At 64.6% G+C, this 14,366-nt stretch carries 23 protein-coding genes; 21 read left to right on the forward strand and 2 right to left on the reverse strand.

Annotation, left to right across the window (positions count from 1 at the left end):
- Positions 1-187 precede the first annotated feature (187 nt).
- From rpmC to rplQ, 19 genes are all read left to right on the forward strand, one after another.
- Positions 188-394 carry a 50S ribosomal protein L29 gene (rpmC, locus tag D6850_RS02735; RefSeq protein WP_121163533.1) on the forward strand — a complete coding sequence of 69 codons (207 nt, stop codon included), beginning with the start codon at positions 188-190 and terminating at the stop codon, positions 392-394.
- 12 nt (positions 395-406) lie between these two features.
- On the forward strand, positions 407-637 hold the full coding sequence (rpsQ, locus tag D6850_RS02740) for a 30S ribosomal protein S17 (protein WP_121163535.1): 231 nt from the start codon (positions 407-409) through the stop codon (positions 635-637).
- 79 nt (positions 638-716) lie between these two features.
- Positions 717-1,085: a 50S ribosomal protein L14 gene (rplN, locus tag D6850_RS02745; protein ID WP_121163537.1), complete on the forward strand. Its 369-nt coding sequence runs from the start codon at positions 717-719 to the stop codon at positions 1,083-1,085.
- 1 nt (position 1,086) lies between these two features.
- Positions 1,087-1,398: a 50S ribosomal protein L24 gene (gene rplX, locus D6850_RS02750; protein WP_121163539.1), complete on the forward strand. Its 312-nt coding sequence runs from the start codon at positions 1,087-1,089 to the stop codon at positions 1,396-1,398.
- Positions 1,391-1,954, forward strand: coding sequence for a 50S ribosomal protein L5 (gene rplE, locus D6850_RS02755; RefSeq protein WP_121163541.1), 564 nt, complete (start codon positions 1,391-1,393; stop codon positions 1,952-1,954). The genes rplX and rplE overlap by 8 nt, the downstream gene beginning before the upstream one ends.
- A gap of 15 nt (positions 1,955-1,969) precedes the next feature.
- A complete protein-coding gene (gene rpsN, locus D6850_RS02760; RefSeq protein WP_121163543.1) occupies positions 1,970-2,275 on the forward strand; it encodes a 30S ribosomal protein S14 in 306 nt (101 codons plus the stop codon).
- A gap of 12 nt (positions 2,276-2,287) precedes the next feature.
- On the forward strand, positions 2,288-2,680 hold the full coding sequence (gene rpsH, locus D6850_RS02765; RefSeq protein WP_121163545.1) for a 30S ribosomal protein S8: 393 nt from the start codon (positions 2,288-2,290) through the stop codon (positions 2,678-2,680).
- Between the two features lie 13 nt (positions 2,681-2,693).
- Positions 2,694-3,227 (forward strand): 50S ribosomal protein L6, encoded by a 534-nt coding sequence (rplF, locus tag D6850_RS02770; RefSeq protein WP_121163547.1) that lies wholly within the window; start codon positions 2,694-2,696, stop codon positions 3,225-3,227.
- Positions 3,228-3,239: 12 nt separating this feature from the next.
- Positions 3,240-3,599, forward strand: a complete 360-nt coding sequence (gene rplR, locus D6850_RS02775) for a 50S ribosomal protein L18 (RefSeq protein ID WP_121163549.1) — start codon at positions 3,240-3,242, stop codon at positions 3,597-3,599.
- A 136-nt stretch (positions 3,600-3,735) separates the two neighbouring features.
- On the forward strand, positions 3,736-4,323 hold the full coding sequence (gene rpsE / locus D6850_RS02780; protein WP_121163551.1) for a 30S ribosomal protein S5: 588 nt from the start codon (positions 3,736-3,738) through the stop codon (positions 4,321-4,323).
- A gap of 3 nt (positions 4,324-4,326) precedes the next feature.
- The gene (gene rpmD, locus D6850_RS02785) at positions 4,327-4,515 is read left to right on the forward strand and encodes a 50S ribosomal protein L30 (protein ID WP_121163553.1); all 189 of its coding nucleotides are present in this window, start codon (positions 4,327-4,329) and stop codon (positions 4,513-4,515) included.
- Between the two features lie 149 nt (positions 4,516-4,664).
- Positions 4,665-5,045, forward strand: coding sequence for an ectoine synthase (locus tag D6850_RS02790; RefSeq protein ID WP_121163555.1), 381 nt, complete (start codon positions 4,665-4,667; stop codon positions 5,043-5,045).
- Between the two features lie 190 nt (positions 5,046-5,235).
- A complete protein-coding gene (rplO, locus tag D6850_RS02795; protein WP_121163557.1) occupies positions 5,236-5,709 on the forward strand; it encodes a 50S ribosomal protein L15 in 474 nt (157 codons plus the stop codon).
- A 111-nt stretch (positions 5,710-5,820) separates the two neighbouring features.
- Positions 5,821-7,188 carry a preprotein translocase subunit SecY gene (secY, locus tag D6850_RS02800; RefSeq protein ID WP_121163559.1) on the forward strand — a complete coding sequence of 456 codons (1,368 nt, stop codon included), beginning with the start codon at positions 5,821-5,823 and terminating at the stop codon, positions 7,186-7,188.
- The gene (locus D6850_RS02805; protein WP_121163561.1) at positions 7,185-7,832 is read left to right on the forward strand and encodes an adenylate kinase; all 648 of its coding nucleotides are present in this window, start codon (positions 7,185-7,187) and stop codon (positions 7,830-7,832) included. The genes secY and D6850_RS02805 overlap by 4 nt, the downstream gene beginning before the upstream one ends.
- 249 nt (positions 7,833-8,081) lie before the next feature.
- On the forward strand, positions 8,082-8,450 hold the full coding sequence (rpsM, locus tag D6850_RS02810; protein WP_121163563.1) for a 30S ribosomal protein S13: 369 nt from the start codon (positions 8,082-8,084) through the stop codon (positions 8,448-8,450).
- Between the two features lie 15 nt (positions 8,451-8,465).
- A complete protein-coding gene (rpsK, locus tag D6850_RS02815) occupies positions 8,466-8,855 on the forward strand; it encodes a 30S ribosomal protein S11 (RefSeq protein ID WP_121163565.1) in 390 nt (129 codons plus the stop codon).
- 113 nt (positions 8,856-8,968) lie between these two features.
- The gene (locus D6850_RS02820; protein ID WP_121165048.1) at positions 8,969-9,985 is read left to right on the forward strand and encodes a DNA-directed RNA polymerase subunit alpha; all 1,017 of its coding nucleotides are present in this window, start codon (positions 8,969-8,971) and stop codon (positions 9,983-9,985) included.
- A gap of 136 nt (positions 9,986-10,121) precedes the next feature.
- Positions 10,122-10,541, forward strand: coding sequence for a 50S ribosomal protein L17 (rplQ, locus tag D6850_RS02825; RefSeq protein WP_121163567.1), 420 nt, complete (start codon positions 10,122-10,124; stop codon positions 10,539-10,541).
- Positions 10,542-10,615: 74 nt separating this feature from the next.
- Here rplQ and D6850_RS02830 read toward each other — a convergent pair whose 3' ends face one another.
- Positions 10,616-11,071, reverse strand: coding sequence for a host attachment family protein (locus D6850_RS02830; RefSeq protein ID WP_121163569.1), 456 nt, complete (start codon positions 11,069-11,071; stop codon positions 10,616-10,618).
- A 3-nt stretch (positions 11,072-11,074) separates the two neighbouring features.
- Positions 11,075-11,311: a hypothetical protein gene (locus tag D6850_RS02835; protein ID WP_121163571.1), complete on the reverse strand. Its 237-nt coding sequence runs from the start codon at positions 11,309-11,311 to the stop codon at positions 11,075-11,077.
- 120 nt (positions 11,312-11,431) lie between these two features.
- On the opposite strand from D6850_RS02835, the gene D6850_RS02840 reads away from it, so the two are divergent.
- Together D6850_RS02840 and D6850_RS02845 are read left to right on the forward strand one after the other, a co-directional pair.
- A complete protein-coding gene (locus tag D6850_RS02840; RefSeq protein WP_121163573.1) occupies positions 11,432-12,814 on the forward strand; it encodes a trypsin-like peptidase domain-containing protein in 1,383 nt (460 codons plus the stop codon).
- On the forward strand, positions 12,814-14,124 hold the full coding sequence (locus D6850_RS02845) for a replication-associated recombination protein A (protein WP_121163575.1): 1,311 nt from the start codon (positions 12,814-12,816) through the stop codon (positions 14,122-14,124). Before D6850_RS02840 ends, D6850_RS02845 begins: the two co-directional genes overlap by 1 nt.
- Positions 14,125-14,366: the final 242 nt, after the last annotated feature.

Raw genomic sequence — 14,366 nt, forward strand, 5'->3', positions numbered from 1 at the left:
TAGCGCAACCCGGCGGGCAAGGCGAGCGCGAAACCGCCCGTCTTTCTTGCTCTGGGGGGTTGCGTTGCCGGGGCAGGGGCGCTATTGCGCACGCTCATCATCCACTCCACTGGAATCAGGGTGACCCGATGCGATTCGCTGATGCGCGCAAGAGGGGCCTTCCGGTGATGTTGAAAGGACCCGGGCAATGGATGCCAACGAACTGCGTGACAAGACGCCGGACCAGCTCCGCGAGGAACTGGTCAATCTGAAGAAAGAGCAATTCAACCTGCGCTTCCAGGCGGCCACCGGCCAGCTGGAGAACCCCGCGCGGATGCGCATCGCGCGCCGCAACGCGGCCCGCGTGCTGACCGTCCTCAACGAAAAGGCCGCCGCAGCGGCGTCTGCCGAATAAGGAGCCGACAGAATGCCCAGACGTATCCTCACCGGCACCGTGACCAGCGACGCCAACGCCCAGACCATTTCCGTCTCCGTGGAGCGCCGCTTCAAGCACCCGGTGCTGCAAAAGACGATCCGCAAATCCAAGAAATACCGCGCCCACGACGAGAACAACACCTACAAGGTGGGCGACAAGGTGCGCATCATCGAATGCGCGCCGCGGTCCAAGACGAAACGCTGGGAGGTGCTGGAGGCCTAACCGCCCCCGGACAGCCTCAGATTAATCGAAACCCCGGGGCAAGGGCCGCATCGCCCCCCGGAAGGTCGGGAGAAACCAAATGATCCAGATGCAGACAAACCTGGATGTTGCTGACAACAGTGGCGCGCGCCGCGTTCAGTGCATCAAGGTTCTGGGCGGGTCCCATCGTCGGTATGCGAGTGTCGGTGACATCATCGTCGTATCGGTGAAGGAGGCCATCCCCCGCGGCCGCGTGAAGAAGGGCGACGTGCGCAAGGCCGTCGTCGTGCGCACCGCCAAGGAAATCCGTCGCGAGGACGGCACCGCCATCCGCTTCGATTCCAACGCCGCCGTGATCCTGAACAATGCGGGCGAACCGATCGGCACGCGGATCTTCGGCCCCGTGGTGCGCGAACTGCGCGCCAAGAACTTCATGAAAATCATCTCGCTCGCCCCGGAGGTGCTGTGACATGGCTGCGAAACTGAAAACCGGCGACAAGGTCGTCGTGCTCGCGGGCAAGGACAAGGGCAAGGAAGGCACGATTTCCTCGGTCGATCCCAAGGCCGGCAAGGCCGTAGTCGACGGAATCAACATGGCCATCCGCGCCACCCGCCAGAGCCAGACCAGCCAGGGCGGCCGCATCCCCAAGGCGATGCCGATCCAGCTCAGCAACCTGGCGCTGCTCGACAAGAACGGCAAACCCACCCGCGTCGGCTTCAAGATCGAGGACGGCAAGAAGGTGCGCGTGGCCAAGACCACGGGGGACGTGATCGATGCTTGATAACGCAACCTACACTCCGCGCCTGCGGACGCTCTTCCGCGACGAGATCAAGGCCAAGCTGAAGGAAGAGTTCGGCTACAAGAACGACATGCAGATCCCGCGGCTCGACAAGATCGTGCTGAACATCGGCTGCGGCGCGGAGGCCGTGAAGGACTCCAAGAAGGCCAAGTCGGCGCAGGAGGACCTGACCACGATCGCCGGCCAGCATGCTGTCGTCACCACCGCCAAGAACTCGATCGCCGGGTTCCGGGTGCGTGAGGACATGCCGATGGGCGCAAAGGTGACGCTGCGCGGCGACCGGATGTACGATTTTCTCGATCGGCTGATCACCGTGGCGATGCCGCGCATCCGCGACTTCCGCGGGGTGTCGGGCAAATCCTTCGACGGCCGGGGCAACTACGCTTTCGGCATCAAGGAGCACATCATCTTCCCCGAGATCAATTTCGACAAGATCGATGAAATGTGGGGCATGGATATCATCATCGCCACCACGGCGAAAACCGACGCTGAAGCCAAGGCGCTGTTGAAGCATTTCAACATGCCCTTCACCAGCTGAGCGGGAGAGAGAATTATGGCTAAGAAAGCAATGATCGAACGCGAGAAGAAGCGTCAGAAGATGGTCGAGAAATACGCAGCCAAACGCGCCGCGCTCAAGGAGATCATCAACGACGAGAGCAAGCCGATGGAAGAGCGCTTTCGCGCGACCCTGAAGCTCGCCGATCTGCCGCGCAACAGTTCCGCCACCCGGCTGCACAACCGCTGCCAGCTCACCGGCCGTCCGCATGCGTATTACCGCAAGCTCAAGGTCAGCCGGATCGCGCTGCGCGAGCTTGGCTCGAACGGCCAGGCCCCCGGCCTCGTGAAATCAAGCTGGTAAGGGAGATTTGATATGAATGATCCTATCGGCGATCTGCTGGCCCGCATCCGCAACAGCCAGATGCGCGGCAAGTCCACGGTGACGACCCCGGCCTCCAAGATGCGCGCGCGCGTTCTCGACGTGCTCTTGGCCGAGGGCTACATCCGCGGCTACGAGGAAACCACCGGCCCCGACGGCCACCCGGCCCTCGAGATCGGGCTCAAGTATTTCGACGGCGCCCCCGTCATTCGCGAGATGAAGCGGGTCTCCAAACCCGGTCGCCGCGTCTACCTGGGCGTCGATGACATTCCCGCGGTCCGTCAGGGCCTGGGCGTGTCGATTGTCTCGACCTCCCGCGGGGTGATGTCGGACGCGAACGCGCGCAGCCAGAACGTCGGCGGCGAAGTGCTCTGCACCGTATTCTGAGGGAGGCCCAGCAATGTCTCGTATCGGCAAACAGCCCGTGGCCCTGCCCGATGGCGTCACCGCAACGCTCAGCGGCCAGACCATCGAGGTGAAAGGCCCCAAGGCGACCAAGTCCTTCACCGCGACGGACGACGTGACCCTGTCCATCGAGGATGGTCAGATCACCGTCACCCCGCGCGGCAAGTCCAAGCGCGCGCGCCAGCAGTGGGGCATGACCCGGACCGTGGTGGCGAACCTCGTCCACGGCGCGAGGGACGTGTTCCGCAAGGAACTGGAGATCCGCGGCGTCGGCTACCGCGCCCAGATGCAGGGCAACGTCCTGAAGCTGAACCTCGGCTTCAGTCACGATGTCGAATTCCAGGTTCCCGAGGGCGTGACCGTCACCGCGCCCAAGCCCACCGAACTGGTGGTCGAGGGCACGGACAAGCAGCTCGTCGGGCAGGTCGCATCGGATATCCGCGACTGGCGCCGCCCCGAGCCCTACAAGGGCAAGGGCATCCGCTACAAGGACGAGTATATCTTCCAGAAGGAAGGCAAGAAGAAGTAAGGACGCGAGAAGATGGCAAACAGCAAGCGAAAACTGTTCCAGAAACGCCGCATGCGCGTTCGGAGCAAGCTGCGCAAGGTCAACGAGGGGCGCGCGCGCCTCAGCGTTCACCGCAGCAACAAGAACATCAGCGTTCAGCTGATCGACGACGTGCAGGGCGTGACCCTGGCCTCGGCCTCCACGCTCGAGAAGGATCTCGGTGTGGTCGGCAAGAACAACGTCGAAGCGGCGGCCAAGGTCGGCGCCGCCATCGCCGAGCGTGCGCAGAAGGCGGGCGTCAGCGAGGCGTATTTCGACCGCGGCGGCTTCCTCTTTCACGGGCGGGTCAAGGCGGTTGCCGACGCTGCGCGCGAGGCCGGGCTGAAGATCTAGGTGGGGTTTCTACCCACCTTCTGGTGAAGGCGGCGCCGGGCCGTTGTCCGGCCCGCCTCGATGATCCGGGGGCGCGTCACGCTCACTTGGATTGAAATCTAAAGGGCCGCATGCCCGCATCAATGAAGGAAGTCACATGGCACGAGACGACAAACGTGGGGGAGGCCGCCGCAACCAGCGCGACGAGACCCCCGAATTCGCAGATCGCCTGGTCGCGATCAACCGCGTCAGCAAGACCGTGAAGGGCGGCAAGCGTTTCGGCTTTGCGGCGCTCGTGGTCGTCGGCGATCAGAAGGGCCGTGTCGGTTTCGGCAAGGGCAAGGCCAAGGAAGTTCCCGAGGCCATCCGCAAGGCGACCGAAGCGGCCAAGCGCGGCATGATCCGCGTGCCGCTGCGCGAGGGCCGCACCCTGCATCACGACATGGAAGGCCGCCACGGCGCCGGCAAGATCGTGATGCGCACGGCCCCCCAGGGGACCGGCATCATCGCCGGCGGCCCGATGCGCGCCGTGTTCGAGATGCTGGGCGTTCAGGATGTCGTCGCCAAGTCGAACGGCACCCAGAACCCCTACAACATGATCCGCGCCACGATGGACGGCCTCAGCAAGGAAAGCAGCCCCCGCATGGTCGCGCAGCGCCGCGGCAAGAAGGTGGCGGACATCCTCGCGAAGGAAGACGCGCCGAAGATCAGCGGCGAACAGGCGCCCGCGGTCCAGGAGGGATAAACCATGGCCAAGACTATCGTCGTCAAGCAGGTGGGCTCGCCCATCCGCCGCCCCGCCAGCCAGCGCGCAACGCTGGTCGGCCTGGGCCTCAACAAGATGCACCGCACCCGTGAGTTGGAGGACACCCCCAGCGTCCGCGGCATGATCAACAAGATCCCGCACATGGTGAAGATCATCGAAGAAAAAGGGTGATGCATTCGGTGGGGTAGAACCCCACCTACGCATTCATCATGCGCCCCGGTCGGTGACGACCGGGGCGTTTTTCGTTCCGGAGCGCTATCGGCACATTTCCATGACGCCGGTCGCGGGCTAGGCTGCGCCAAAAGCGAAGGAGAGCCGCGATGATCGTCAAGACCCTCGATGAGACCCTGAATACCCCGGATCACGTCACCGGTGACGCGTTCGAGAGCCGGCGCATCCTGCTGGCGCGTGACGGGCTCGGGTATTCCTTTCACGATACGCTCGTGAAGGCGGGCAGCACACAGAACCTTGAATACAAGAACCACATCGAGGCGAATTACTGCATCGAAGGGACGGGGGAGGTCGAGGAGGTCGCCACGGGCCGCACGTGGCCCCTGCGCCCTGGTACGATGTATGTGCTTGACCGGAATGACGCGCATATCGTGCGCGCCGAGACCGACCTGCGTTTGGTCTGTATCTTCACGCCCGCGCTGTCGGGCGGCGAAACGCATGACGCGGACGGCAGCTACGAAACGGCGTAGGGTGGGTTTTCAACCCACCGCGAGTCTGGCGGGATGGGAAACCCACCCCGCGGGAATAAATCCGCTCTTGATCCTGCGCGGGGTGAGGGCTATACGCCCCCGGTGGCGCGATGCGTCACGATCACCAGAAGCAAGCCGCGTTCGGCCGCTCCCGTCGCTGGGGGCCGCATCCGGCATAAGGAGAAGCGACATGAAATTGCATGAACTGCGCGACAACGACGGCGCAACCAAGCGCAAGAAGCGCATCGGCCGCGGCCCCGGCTCGGGCATGGGCAAGACCGGCGGCCGCGGGATCAAGGGTCAGAAATCCCGCTCGGGCGTGGCCATCAAGGGGTTCGAGGGCGGACAGATGCCGCTCTACCAACGCCTGCCCAAGCGCGGCTTCAACAAGCCCAACCGCAAGCAGTTCGCCGTGGTGAACCTGGGCCTGATCCAGAAGTTCATCGACGCCAAGAAGCTCGACGCGAACGCGGCGATCACCGAGGACGCCCTGCTCGAAGCCGGCATCGTGCGCCGCAAGCTCGACGGCGTGCGCGTTCTCGCCAAGGGCGACATCGCCGCGAAGGTGACGCTGGAAGTGACCGGAGCCTCCAAATCCGCGGTCGAGGCGGTCGAGAAGGCTGGCGGCACGCTGACGATCACGGCTGCGCAAGCGGCCGAATAAGAGGTTGTGAGCGGCCACCGGGCCGCTTACATAACCCCTAGTTTTTCAAACACGCCGCCGGCTCGCTGAAAAACCGCGGCCCGGCGGCGTTGTCATAGAAAAGAGAGCCGCATGGTATCCGCAGCAGAACAAATGGCCGCCAACACGAGCTGGGCCGCGCTCGGCAAGGCGACCGATCTTCGCAAGCGCATCTTCTTCACGCTGGGCCTTCTGATCGTTTATCGCCTTGGCACCTTCATCCCGGTTCCGGGCATCGACGGGGCCGAACTGCGCGAATTCATGAGCGGCGCGGCGGCCAGCATCGGCGGCATGCTGTCGATGTTCACCGGCGGCGCGCTCGGGCGGATGGGCATCTTCGCCCTCGGGATCATGCCCTATATCAGCGCCTCCATCGTTATTCAGTTGATGACGGCGATGGTGCCCGCGCTCGAACAGCTCAAGAAAGAGGGCGAGCAGGGGCGCAAGAAGATCAACCAGTACACCCGCTACGGCACCGTGTTCCTGGCGACGTTGCAGTCCTATGGCCTCGCGGTAAGCCTGCAATCAGGCGATCTCGTGACCAATCCCGGCCTCTATTTCATCGTGTCCTGCATGATCACCCTGGTCGGCGGGACCATGTTCCTGATGTGGCTGGGCGAACAGATCACTCAGCGCGGCATCGGCAACGGCATCAGCCTCATCATCTTCGTCGGCATCATCGCCGAGGTTCCCGCCGCGCTCGCGCAGTTCCTCGCCTCCGGGCGGTCGGGCGCGATCAGCCCGGCGGTGATCATCGGGGTGATCGTGATGGTGGTCGCGGCAATCGCCTTCATCGTGTTCATGGAGCGCTCGCTGCGCAAGGTTCACATCCAGTATCCGCGCCGCCAGGTCGGCATGAAGGTCTATGACGGCGGGTCGAGCCACCTGCCGATCAAGATCAACCCGTCAGGGGTGATCCCGCCGATCTTCGCCTCCTCGCTGTTGCTGCTGCCGGCGACGATCTCGACCTTCTCGGGCTCGCAGTCGACCAGCCCGATCATGTCCACGATCCTCGCCTATTTCGGTCCCGGCCAGCCGCTCTACCTGCTGTTCTTCGCGATCATGGTCGTGTTCTTCACCTATTTCTACACCTACAACGTCGCGTTCAAGACGGACGAGGTCGCCGACAACCTGAAGAACCAGAACGGCTTTGTTCCAGGGATCCGGCCGGGCAAGAAGACGGCCGAGTATCTCGATTACGTGGTGACGCGCATCCTCGTGCTCGGGTCGGCTTACCTGACCGCGGTCTGCCTGCTGCCCGAAATCCTGCGCGCCCAGTTCGCCATTCCGTTCTATTTCGGCGGCACCTCGGTGCTGATCGTCGTGTCGGTGACGATGGACACGATCCAGCAGGTGCAGAGCCATCTCCTCGCGCATCAGTACGAGGGGCTGATCGAGAAATCGCAGCTGAGCGGCAAGGGCAAGCGCCGCGCGCGCAGGAAAGGGACGGCACGCCGATGAACATCATACTTCTCGGACCGCCGGGCGCGGGCAAGGGCACGCAGGCGCAGATCCTCGTCGCGGAACGCGGCATGATCCAGCTTTCCACCGGCGACATGCTACGCGAGGCCAAGGACAGCGGCACCGAGATGGGCCGCCGCGTGGCCGAGGTGATGGCGCGCGGCGACCTGGTGACGGACGAGATCGTGATCGGCCTCATCCGCGAGAAGCTCGAGGGCGACAAGGGCGGCGGGTTCATCTTCGACGGCTTCCCGCGGACCCTGCCGCAGGCGGATGCGTTGGGCGAATTGCTGGCCGAGTGTGGCGAGCAGCTCGACGCGGTGATCGAGATGCAGGTCGACGACGACGCGCTTGTCAGCCGCATCACCGCGCGCGCGACCTGTGCGGGCTGCGGCGCGGTCTATAACGACGTGACCCGGCCCATCCCCGCCGACGGCGTCTGCATCAGCTGCGGCGAGGCGCACGAGTTCAAGCGCCGCGCCGACGACAACGAGGAATCGCTGCGCAACCGTTTGATGGAATACTACAAGAAGACCTCGCCGCTGATCGGCTACTACTACGCCAAGGACATGCTGAAATCGGTGAACGGCCTTGGCGAGATCGACGAGGTTAAGGCGGCGATCGCGGGCGTGCTTGACCGGTGAGGCGGGCCGGGGACCGGACAATCCGGGCCTGACCGAAAGCAACGCTTCGCCAGTCGCGCAGGCAGGGGTTGACGCCCCTGTCAAATGCTCCTAACCAGCAGCATCTTGCGACAGAGATGATTCCCCGCCCATCAGTCGCGCGGCGAATCGACCACCTGATACATCTGCGGCCCGGCGCGCTCCGCCTCGGGCCAGAGTTGTGAAAAAAGGGTCTGGCATTACGGACCCGCAACGAAAGGAACGAGACACTTGGCACGTATCGCCGGCGTAAACATCCCGACGCATAAACGCGTCCCGATCGCCCTGACCTACATCACCGGAATCGGTCACACCACCGCGCAGACCATCTGCGATGCGACCGGGATCGATCCCACCCGCCGCGTCAACGAACTCAGCGACGCCGAACTCCTGTCGGTGCGCGAGTATATCGACGCCAACCTGACCGTCGAGGGCGATCTGCGCCGCGAGGTGCAGATGAACGTCAAGCGCCTGATGGACCTCGGCTGCTACCGCGGCCTGCGTCACCGCCGCAACCTCCCCGTGCGCGGCCAGCGCACGCACACCAACGCTCGCACCCGCAAAGGCCCCGCGAAGGCCATTGCCGGCAAGAAGAAGTAAGGGAGGGCAGCAGACATGGCACGCGATACCCGCCGCACCAAGCGCAAGGTTTCCAAGAACATCGCCACCGGCGTTGCGCATGTGAACTCTTCGTTCAACAACACCAAGATCCTGATCTCCGACGTCCAAGGCAACGCGATCGCGTGGTCCTCCGCCGGCACGATGGGCTTCAAGGGCAGCCGCAAGTCGACCCCCTACGCCGCGCAGATGGCCGCAGAGGACGCGGGACGCAAGGCGCAGGAGCACGGCATGCGCACCCTTGAGGTCGAAGTGCAGGGCCCCGGGTCCGGCCGCGAGAGCGCGCTGCGCGCGCTGGCCGCTGTCGGGTTCAACATCACCTCGATCCGCGATGTGACGCCGATGGCCCATAACGGATGCCGTCCGCCGAAGCGCCGTCGGGTCTGATCCTTGATTTTACAGGTTGGGGCCGGGCGCTTTGCACGGCCCCATTCCGTCATTTTGAAACCTCGGGCGCTCAGGCCTTCGGACATGAGGACTGAGCAGGAATGGAGGGACGCATGATCCACAAGAACTGGGCAGAACTGATCAAACCGACGCAGCTTGACGTCAAGCCGGGCAACGACCCGGCGCGCCAGGCCACCGTCGTCGCCGAACCGCTCGAGCGCGGCTTCGGCCTCACGCTCGGCAACGCGCTGCGCCGCGTGCTGCTGTCGTCGCTCCAGGGCGGCGCAATCACCAGCGTGCAGATCGACAACGTGCTGCACGAATTCTCGAGCGTGGCGGGCGTGCGCGAGGACGTCACCGACATGGTGCTGAACCTCAAGGGCGTCGCGATCCGCATGGATGTCGAAGGGCCCAAGCGCCTGTCGGTCTCGGCCAAGGGGCCGGGCGTCGTCACCGCCGGCGACATTTCCGAAAGCGCGGGCATCGAGATCCTGAACCGCGATCACGTGATCTGCCATCTCGACGACGGCGCCGATCTCTTCATGGAACTCACCGTCAACACCGGCAAGGGCTATGTCGCCGCCGACAAGAACAAGCCCGAGGACGCGCCGATCGGCATGATCCCGGTCGATGCGATCTATTCGCCGATCCGCCGGGTGAGCTATGACGTGCAGCCCACCCGCGAGGGGCAGGTGCTCGACTATGACAAGCTGACCATGAAGGTCGAGACCGATGGCTCAATCACCCCGGACGACGCCGTGGCCTTCGCCGCGCGCATCCTTCAGGACCAGCTCAGCATCTTCGTCAACTTCGACGAACCCGAGGCGGCCGGCCGCCAGGACGAGGACGACGGGCTTGAGTTCAACCCGCTGCTGCTCAAGAAGGTGGACGAACTGGAGCTTTCCGTGCGCTCGGCCAACTGCCTGAAGAACGACAACATCGTCTATATCGGCGACCTCATCCAGAAGACCGAGGCCGAGATGCTGCGCACGCCGAACTTCGGCCGCAAGTCCCTGAACGAGATCAAGGAAGTGCTGTCCGGCATGGGGCTGCACCTTGGCATGGATGTCGAGGACTGGCCGCCCGACAATATCGAGGACTTGGCCAAGAAGTTCGAGGACCAGTTCTGAATCCCGGCCTCTGGGCGATCGCCCAGAGGCCACGCGTTCTCCGCGATGCGGAAAACGCTTGGGCAATCCCGCCCCAAGGAGAGGGTGAGACACGCATCTCGCCCCTGACAAAGCATAAAGCGATAGGAGTAATCAAATGCGTCACGCCAGAGGATACCGCCGCCTGAACCGCACCCACGAGCACCGCAAGGCGCTCTGGGCGAACATGGCCGGCTCGCTCATTGAACATGAGCAGATCAAGACCACGCTGCCCAAAGCCAAGGAACTGCGCCGGGTCATCGAGAAGATGATCACGCTGGCCAAGCGCGGCGACATCCACGCCCGCCGTCAGGCCGCCAGCCAGCTCAAGCAGGAGCAATACGTCGCCAAGCTGTTCGACGTGCTGGGGCCGCGCTACAAGGACCGCCAGGGCGGTTATGTGCGCGTTCTGAAGGCCGGCTTCCGCTATGGCGACATGGCGCCGATGGCGATTATCGAATTCGTCGACCGCGATGTTGACGCCAAGGGCAAGGCCGACCGCGAACGCGTCGAGGCCGAAGAGGCCGCCGAGGACTGATCCCGCGCTGATACGATGAACAGAATAATGCCGCCAGATCGCTCCGGCGGCATTTTTCGTAGGGTGATGGACGCTCAGGCGGCGTCCATTTCCTTTTTCACGATCTTCTCGATGTCTTCGACCGGGTGATTGGTCAGCGTCTTCGGGATATCCATCACCAGCTTGTCGAGCACTTCCTTGTGCATCTCGTCGCGCAGCACGCCGAGAACATCGGGTGACGCGACGATCACGAGTCGCTCGAACCCGCCGGAATGCACCTCCTTGTAGAGCTTGTCCGAAAGGTCCTTGGCGAACCGTTCCTTGGCAAGCTCATGCCAATCGGTGTCCTCCATCGCGGAGCGTTGCTGAACGCCGGTATCCTGCATCCGCCCCGGCCGGTTTGCCGATTGCTCGCGGTCCGACGGGTTGTCCTGTTCGTCCTCGTCCGTGACCTCGAGGTTCGGATTGGCGTGGTCCGTCAGGTTGCGCAGGAATAGCGCCTTCTCGCTGTCGGCGACGACAACCAGCGTGTCATTCTTCAAACGCGCCATGTTTCAGTCCTCCTTGCCGGTTCCGTGATGACCACCCAGGTTGCCCTCGCCCTCTTCGTCCGACTTGTGGACGCGCGTGGTGCCCGGGCGATCCTGTCGGGCCCGTTTGAGACTGTCGCGCGTGCCGACCTTGCGTTCGAGTTCGCCGTCGGCGCGGCCCTGCTGGTCGGGCGTGACGGTGTCGTCGACGTAATCTTCGGTCTCCTTCTTGCCGTCTTTGGATCTGTGACGCTCTGCCATGTCGCACCTTCCTTTCTTTGGTGTTTCAACCGCCTGAGGGGCCGTTCGGTTCCGCGCGCGCCCGCGGGCGTTGCATTCGGCGCGCAGGCCGCGCATATCCGACGGAAAGAGGAGGCGCCGATGCTGCGATACCTGATCATCCTTCTGCTCGCCGTAGCCAGCGCCGCGCCCGCCGAGACCCGCGTTCCCGACAGCCGGGCCGAGGTGCAGCTAAGCTTTGTTCCCGTGGTCAAACGCGCGACCCCGGCGGTCGTGAACATCTACGCAAGGCGCGTCGTGAAGCAGGCGGCAAGCCCGTTCGCCAACGATCCATTCTTCGGAGAGCTCTTCCGCAATTTCGGGACCGCGCGGCCGCGGGTGGAAAATTCGCTCGGCTCGGGGGTGATCGTCGGGACCGACGGCATCGTCGTGTCAAACTATCACGTGGTCGGGCAGGCGACCGATATCCGCGTGGTGCTCAACGATCGACGCGAATTCGCCGCGCGCGTCCTGATGGGTGACGAGGAAAGCGACCTCGCGATCCTCAAGCTTGAGGATGTCGAGGGTGAGCTGCCCGCGCTGCCTTTGCGCGACAGCGAAGATGTCGAGGTGGGTGAACTGGTCCTGGCCATCGGCAATCCGTTCGGCGTGGGCCAGACGGTCAGCAGCGGCATCGTGTCGGGGCTGGCGCGTTCGGGCCTCGCCACCGGAAACCTGCGTGGTTACTTCATCCAGACCGACGCGCCGATCAACCCCGGCAATTCCGGCGGCGCCCTTGTGGATATCGAGGGGCGGCTGATTGGCATCAACACCGCGATCCTCAGCCGCTCGGGCGGGTCGAACGGGATCGGCTTCGCCATTCCCTCGGCGCTGGTGCGGCAGTTCGTGGCGCAGGCCGAGGCCGGCGCCACCGCATTTGAGCGCCCCTGGGCTGGCGTCACTGGCCAGCCGGTAAGCGCCGACATGGCCGAGGGGCTCGGGCTGTCGCGGCCGGGCGGGATCATCCTCTCAGACATCCATCCCCAAAGTCCGCTGGGCGCCGCCGGGCTCACGCCCGGCGACGTGATCCTGGCCGTCGACGGGGCCGAGGTGAACACGCCCGCCGAGATGATCTATCGCATGTCGGTGGCCGGGCTCGGCGCCGAGGTGCAGATCAGCGCCCGCCAGCGCGGCGAGGACACGATCCGCGCGGTGACGCTGAGCGCGGCGCCCGAAACTCCGTCTCGGGACACCCGCGAAACCGGCGCGCGCGCCGCCATTCCGGGCATGACGCTCAGCAACGTGAACCCGGCGGTGATGGCGGACTACAACCTGCCGCTCAGCGCCGCGGGCGTGCTGATCGAGCGGCCGGGCCCGGTCGGCCTGCGCGCCGGGCTGCGCCAGCGCGACCTGCTCTTGTCGGTCAACGGCGTCGCGGTGGCGGACACCGCGCAGGCTGAACGCGCGCTGACTGACGCGCGGCGGCGGCTGACGCTCGAGATACAGCGAGGCAAGCGGCGCATGACGCTGCGGTTCCGGCTCTGATGGCGGATCTGTTCGACACCCCCGGCGATCCCGCGCCGAAATCCGCCGCGCCGCGCCCGCTCGCCGATCGGTTGCGCCCGCGCGCGCTCTCCGAAGTGATCGGCCAGGACCAGGTGTTGGGACCGGACGCGCCGCTTGGCGTGATGCTGGCCTCGGGCAGTCTCGGGTCGCTCATCTTCTGGGGGCCGCCGGGGGTGGGCAAGACGACGATCGCGCGGCTTCTCGCGGATGAAACGGACCTGCATTTCATTCAGATCAGCGCGATCTTCTCGGGCGTGCCGGAACTGAAAAAGGTGTTCGAGGCCGCGCGCCACCGCGCCGCGAACGGGCAGGGGACGCTGCTTTTCGTCGATGAAATCCACCGTTTCAACAAGGCGCAGCAGGACGGGTTCCTGCCGCACATGGAGGACGGAACGATCCTGCTGGTCGGCGCCACGACCGAGAACCCGAGCTTTGAGCTCAACGCGGCCCTGCTGAGCCGCGCGCAGGTGCTCGTGCTCAAGCGGCTGGACCTGGCCGACCTCGAACGCCTCGTGCAGCGTGCCGAGAAGGAACTGGGCCGCGCGCTGCCCTTGGACGGCGCGGCGCGCGAGGCGCTGCTGGAGATGGCCGATGGCGACGGGCGCGCGGTTCTCAACCTGATCGAACAGGTCGCGGCGTGGAAGGTGGAGGGCAAGCTCGACTCGCAGGCGCTGGCGACGCGGCTGATGCGGCGGGCCGCGAAATACGACAAGTCTGGCGACGAGCATTTCAACCTCATCTCGGCGCTGCACAAGTCGGTGCGCGGGTCCGACCCCGACGCGGCGCTATACTGGTTGGCGCGGATGCTGACGGGGGGCGAGGATCCGCGCTACCTTGCCCGTCGGATCACGCGGATGGCGGTCGAGGATATCGGTCTTGCGGACACGCATTCACATCGCGTCTGCCTCGATGCGTGGGAAACCTATGAGCGGCTGGGCTCCCCCGAGGGCGAACTGGCGCTGGCGCAGGCGGTGATCTACCTCGCGCTCGCGCCGAAATCGAACGCGGGCTACGCCGGCTTCAAGGCGGCCATGCGCGCGGCGAAGAAGACCGGCTCCGAGCCGCCGCCCAAGCATATCCTGAACGCGCCGACCCGCCTGATGAAGGACGAAGGCTATGGCGCGGGCTATGCCTATGACCACGATGCCGAGGACGGGTTTTCGGGGCAGGATTACTTCCCCGAGGGCATGAAGCGCCCGGTGCTCTACCAGCCGGTCGAGCGCGGCTTTGAACGCGAGCTGAAAAAGCGCCTCGATTACTTCGCAAAGCTGCGACTCCAGCGGGGGTGACCGCGCGGGACACCCCACCGCATGCGCCCTGATCGGCGCCGATTCAGTGGTGCGGTGAGAATTGAACGCAGTTCAAACGTCTTATCCTGCTGAAGTTAAAAGAATATAATAATTTTCGGCCACAGGGTTGGAAGCCGGGCGGCATCGTGCTTTGATTGCGCCATGTCGTATCCGGCAGCCCCGCCCGGCAAGGCCCCAAGCCGCCTTGCCCAGTCACTCATGTGAATGAGGCGCCGGACGAC

This window comes from Roseovarius spongiae, from assembly GCF_003651245.1.
Classification (GTDB): Bacteria; Pseudomonadota; Alphaproteobacteria; order Rhodobacterales; family Rhodobacteraceae; genus Roseovarius; species Roseovarius spongiae.

Bases quoted from the DNA above. Each gene is read 5' to 3' on its own strand.
- rplO (WP_121163557.1), top strand. From the start codon at position 5,236: ATGAAATTGCATGAACTGCGCGACAACGACGGCGCAACCAAGCGCAAG.
- rpsQ (WP_121163535.1), top strand. From the start codon at position 407: ATGCCCAGACGTATCCTCACCGGCACCGTGACCAGCGACGCCAACGCC.
- secY (WP_121163559.1), top strand. From the start codon at position 5,821: ATGGTATCCGCAGCAGAACAAATGGCCGCCAACACGAGCTGGGCCGCG.
- D6850_RS02820 (WP_121165048.1), top strand. From the start codon at position 8,969: ATGATCCACAAGAACTGGGCAGAACTGATCAAACCGACGCAGCTTGAC.
- rpsE (WP_121163551.1), top strand. From the start codon at position 3,736: ATGGCACGAGACGACAAACGTGGGGGAGGCCGCCGCAACCAGCGCGAC.
- rplQ (WP_121163567.1), top strand. From the start codon at position 10,122: ATGCGTCACGCCAGAGGATACCGCCGCCTGAACCGCACCCACGAGCAC.
- D6850_RS02790 (WP_121163555.1), top strand. From the start codon at position 4,665: ATGATCGTCAAGACCCTCGATGAGACCCTGAATACCCCGGATCACGTC.
- rplF (WP_121163547.1), top strand. From the start codon at position 2,694: ATGTCTCGTATCGGCAAACAGCCCGTGGCCCTGCCCGATGGCGTCACC.
- D6850_RS02835 (WP_121163571.1), bottom strand. From the start codon at position 11,311: ATGGCAGAGCGTCACAGATCCAAAGACGGCAAGAAGGAGACCGAAGAT.
- rpsH (WP_121163545.1), top strand. From the start codon at position 2,288: ATGAATGATCCTATCGGCGATCTGCTGGCCCGCATCCGCAACAGCCAG.
- D6850_RS02840 (WP_121163573.1), top strand. From the start codon at position 11,432: ATGCTGCGATACCTGATCATCCTTCTGCTCGCCGTAGCCAGCGCCGCG.
- rpsN (WP_121163543.1), top strand. From the start codon at position 1,970: ATGGCTAAGAAAGCAATGATCGAACGCGAGAAGAAGCGTCAGAAGATG.
- D6850_RS02845 (WP_121163575.1), top strand. From the start codon at position 12,814: ATGGCGGATCTGTTCGACACCCCCGGCGATCCCGCGCCGAAATCCGCC.
- rplX (WP_121163539.1), top strand. From the start codon at position 1,087: ATGGCTGCGAAACTGAAAACCGGCGACAAGGTCGTCGTGCTCGCGGGC.
- rplE (WP_121163541.1), top strand. From the start codon at position 1,391: ATGCTTGATAACGCAACCTACACTCCGCGCCTGCGGACGCTCTTCCGC.
- rplN (WP_121163537.1), top strand. From the start codon at position 717: ATGATCCAGATGCAGACAAACCTGGATGTTGCTGACAACAGTGGCGCG.
- rpmD (WP_121163553.1), top strand. From the start codon at position 4,327: ATGGCCAAGACTATCGTCGTCAAGCAGGTGGGCTCGCCCATCCGCCGC.
- rpmC (WP_121163533.1), top strand. From the start codon at position 188: ATGGATGCCAACGAACTGCGTGACAAGACGCCGGACCAGCTCCGCGAG.
- D6850_RS02805 (WP_121163561.1), top strand. From the start codon at position 7,185: ATGAACATCATACTTCTCGGACCGCCGGGCGCGGGCAAGGGCACGCAG.
- rplR (WP_121163549.1), top strand. From the start codon at position 3,240: ATGGCAAACAGCAAGCGAAAACTGTTCCAGAAACGCCGCATGCGCGTT.
- D6850_RS02830 (WP_121163569.1), bottom strand. From the start codon at position 11,071: ATGGCGCGTTTGAAGAATGACACGCTGGTTGTCGTCGCCGACAGCGAG.
- rpsK (WP_121163565.1), top strand. From the start codon at position 8,466: ATGGCACGCGATACCCGCCGCACCAAGCGCAAGGTTTCCAAGAACATC.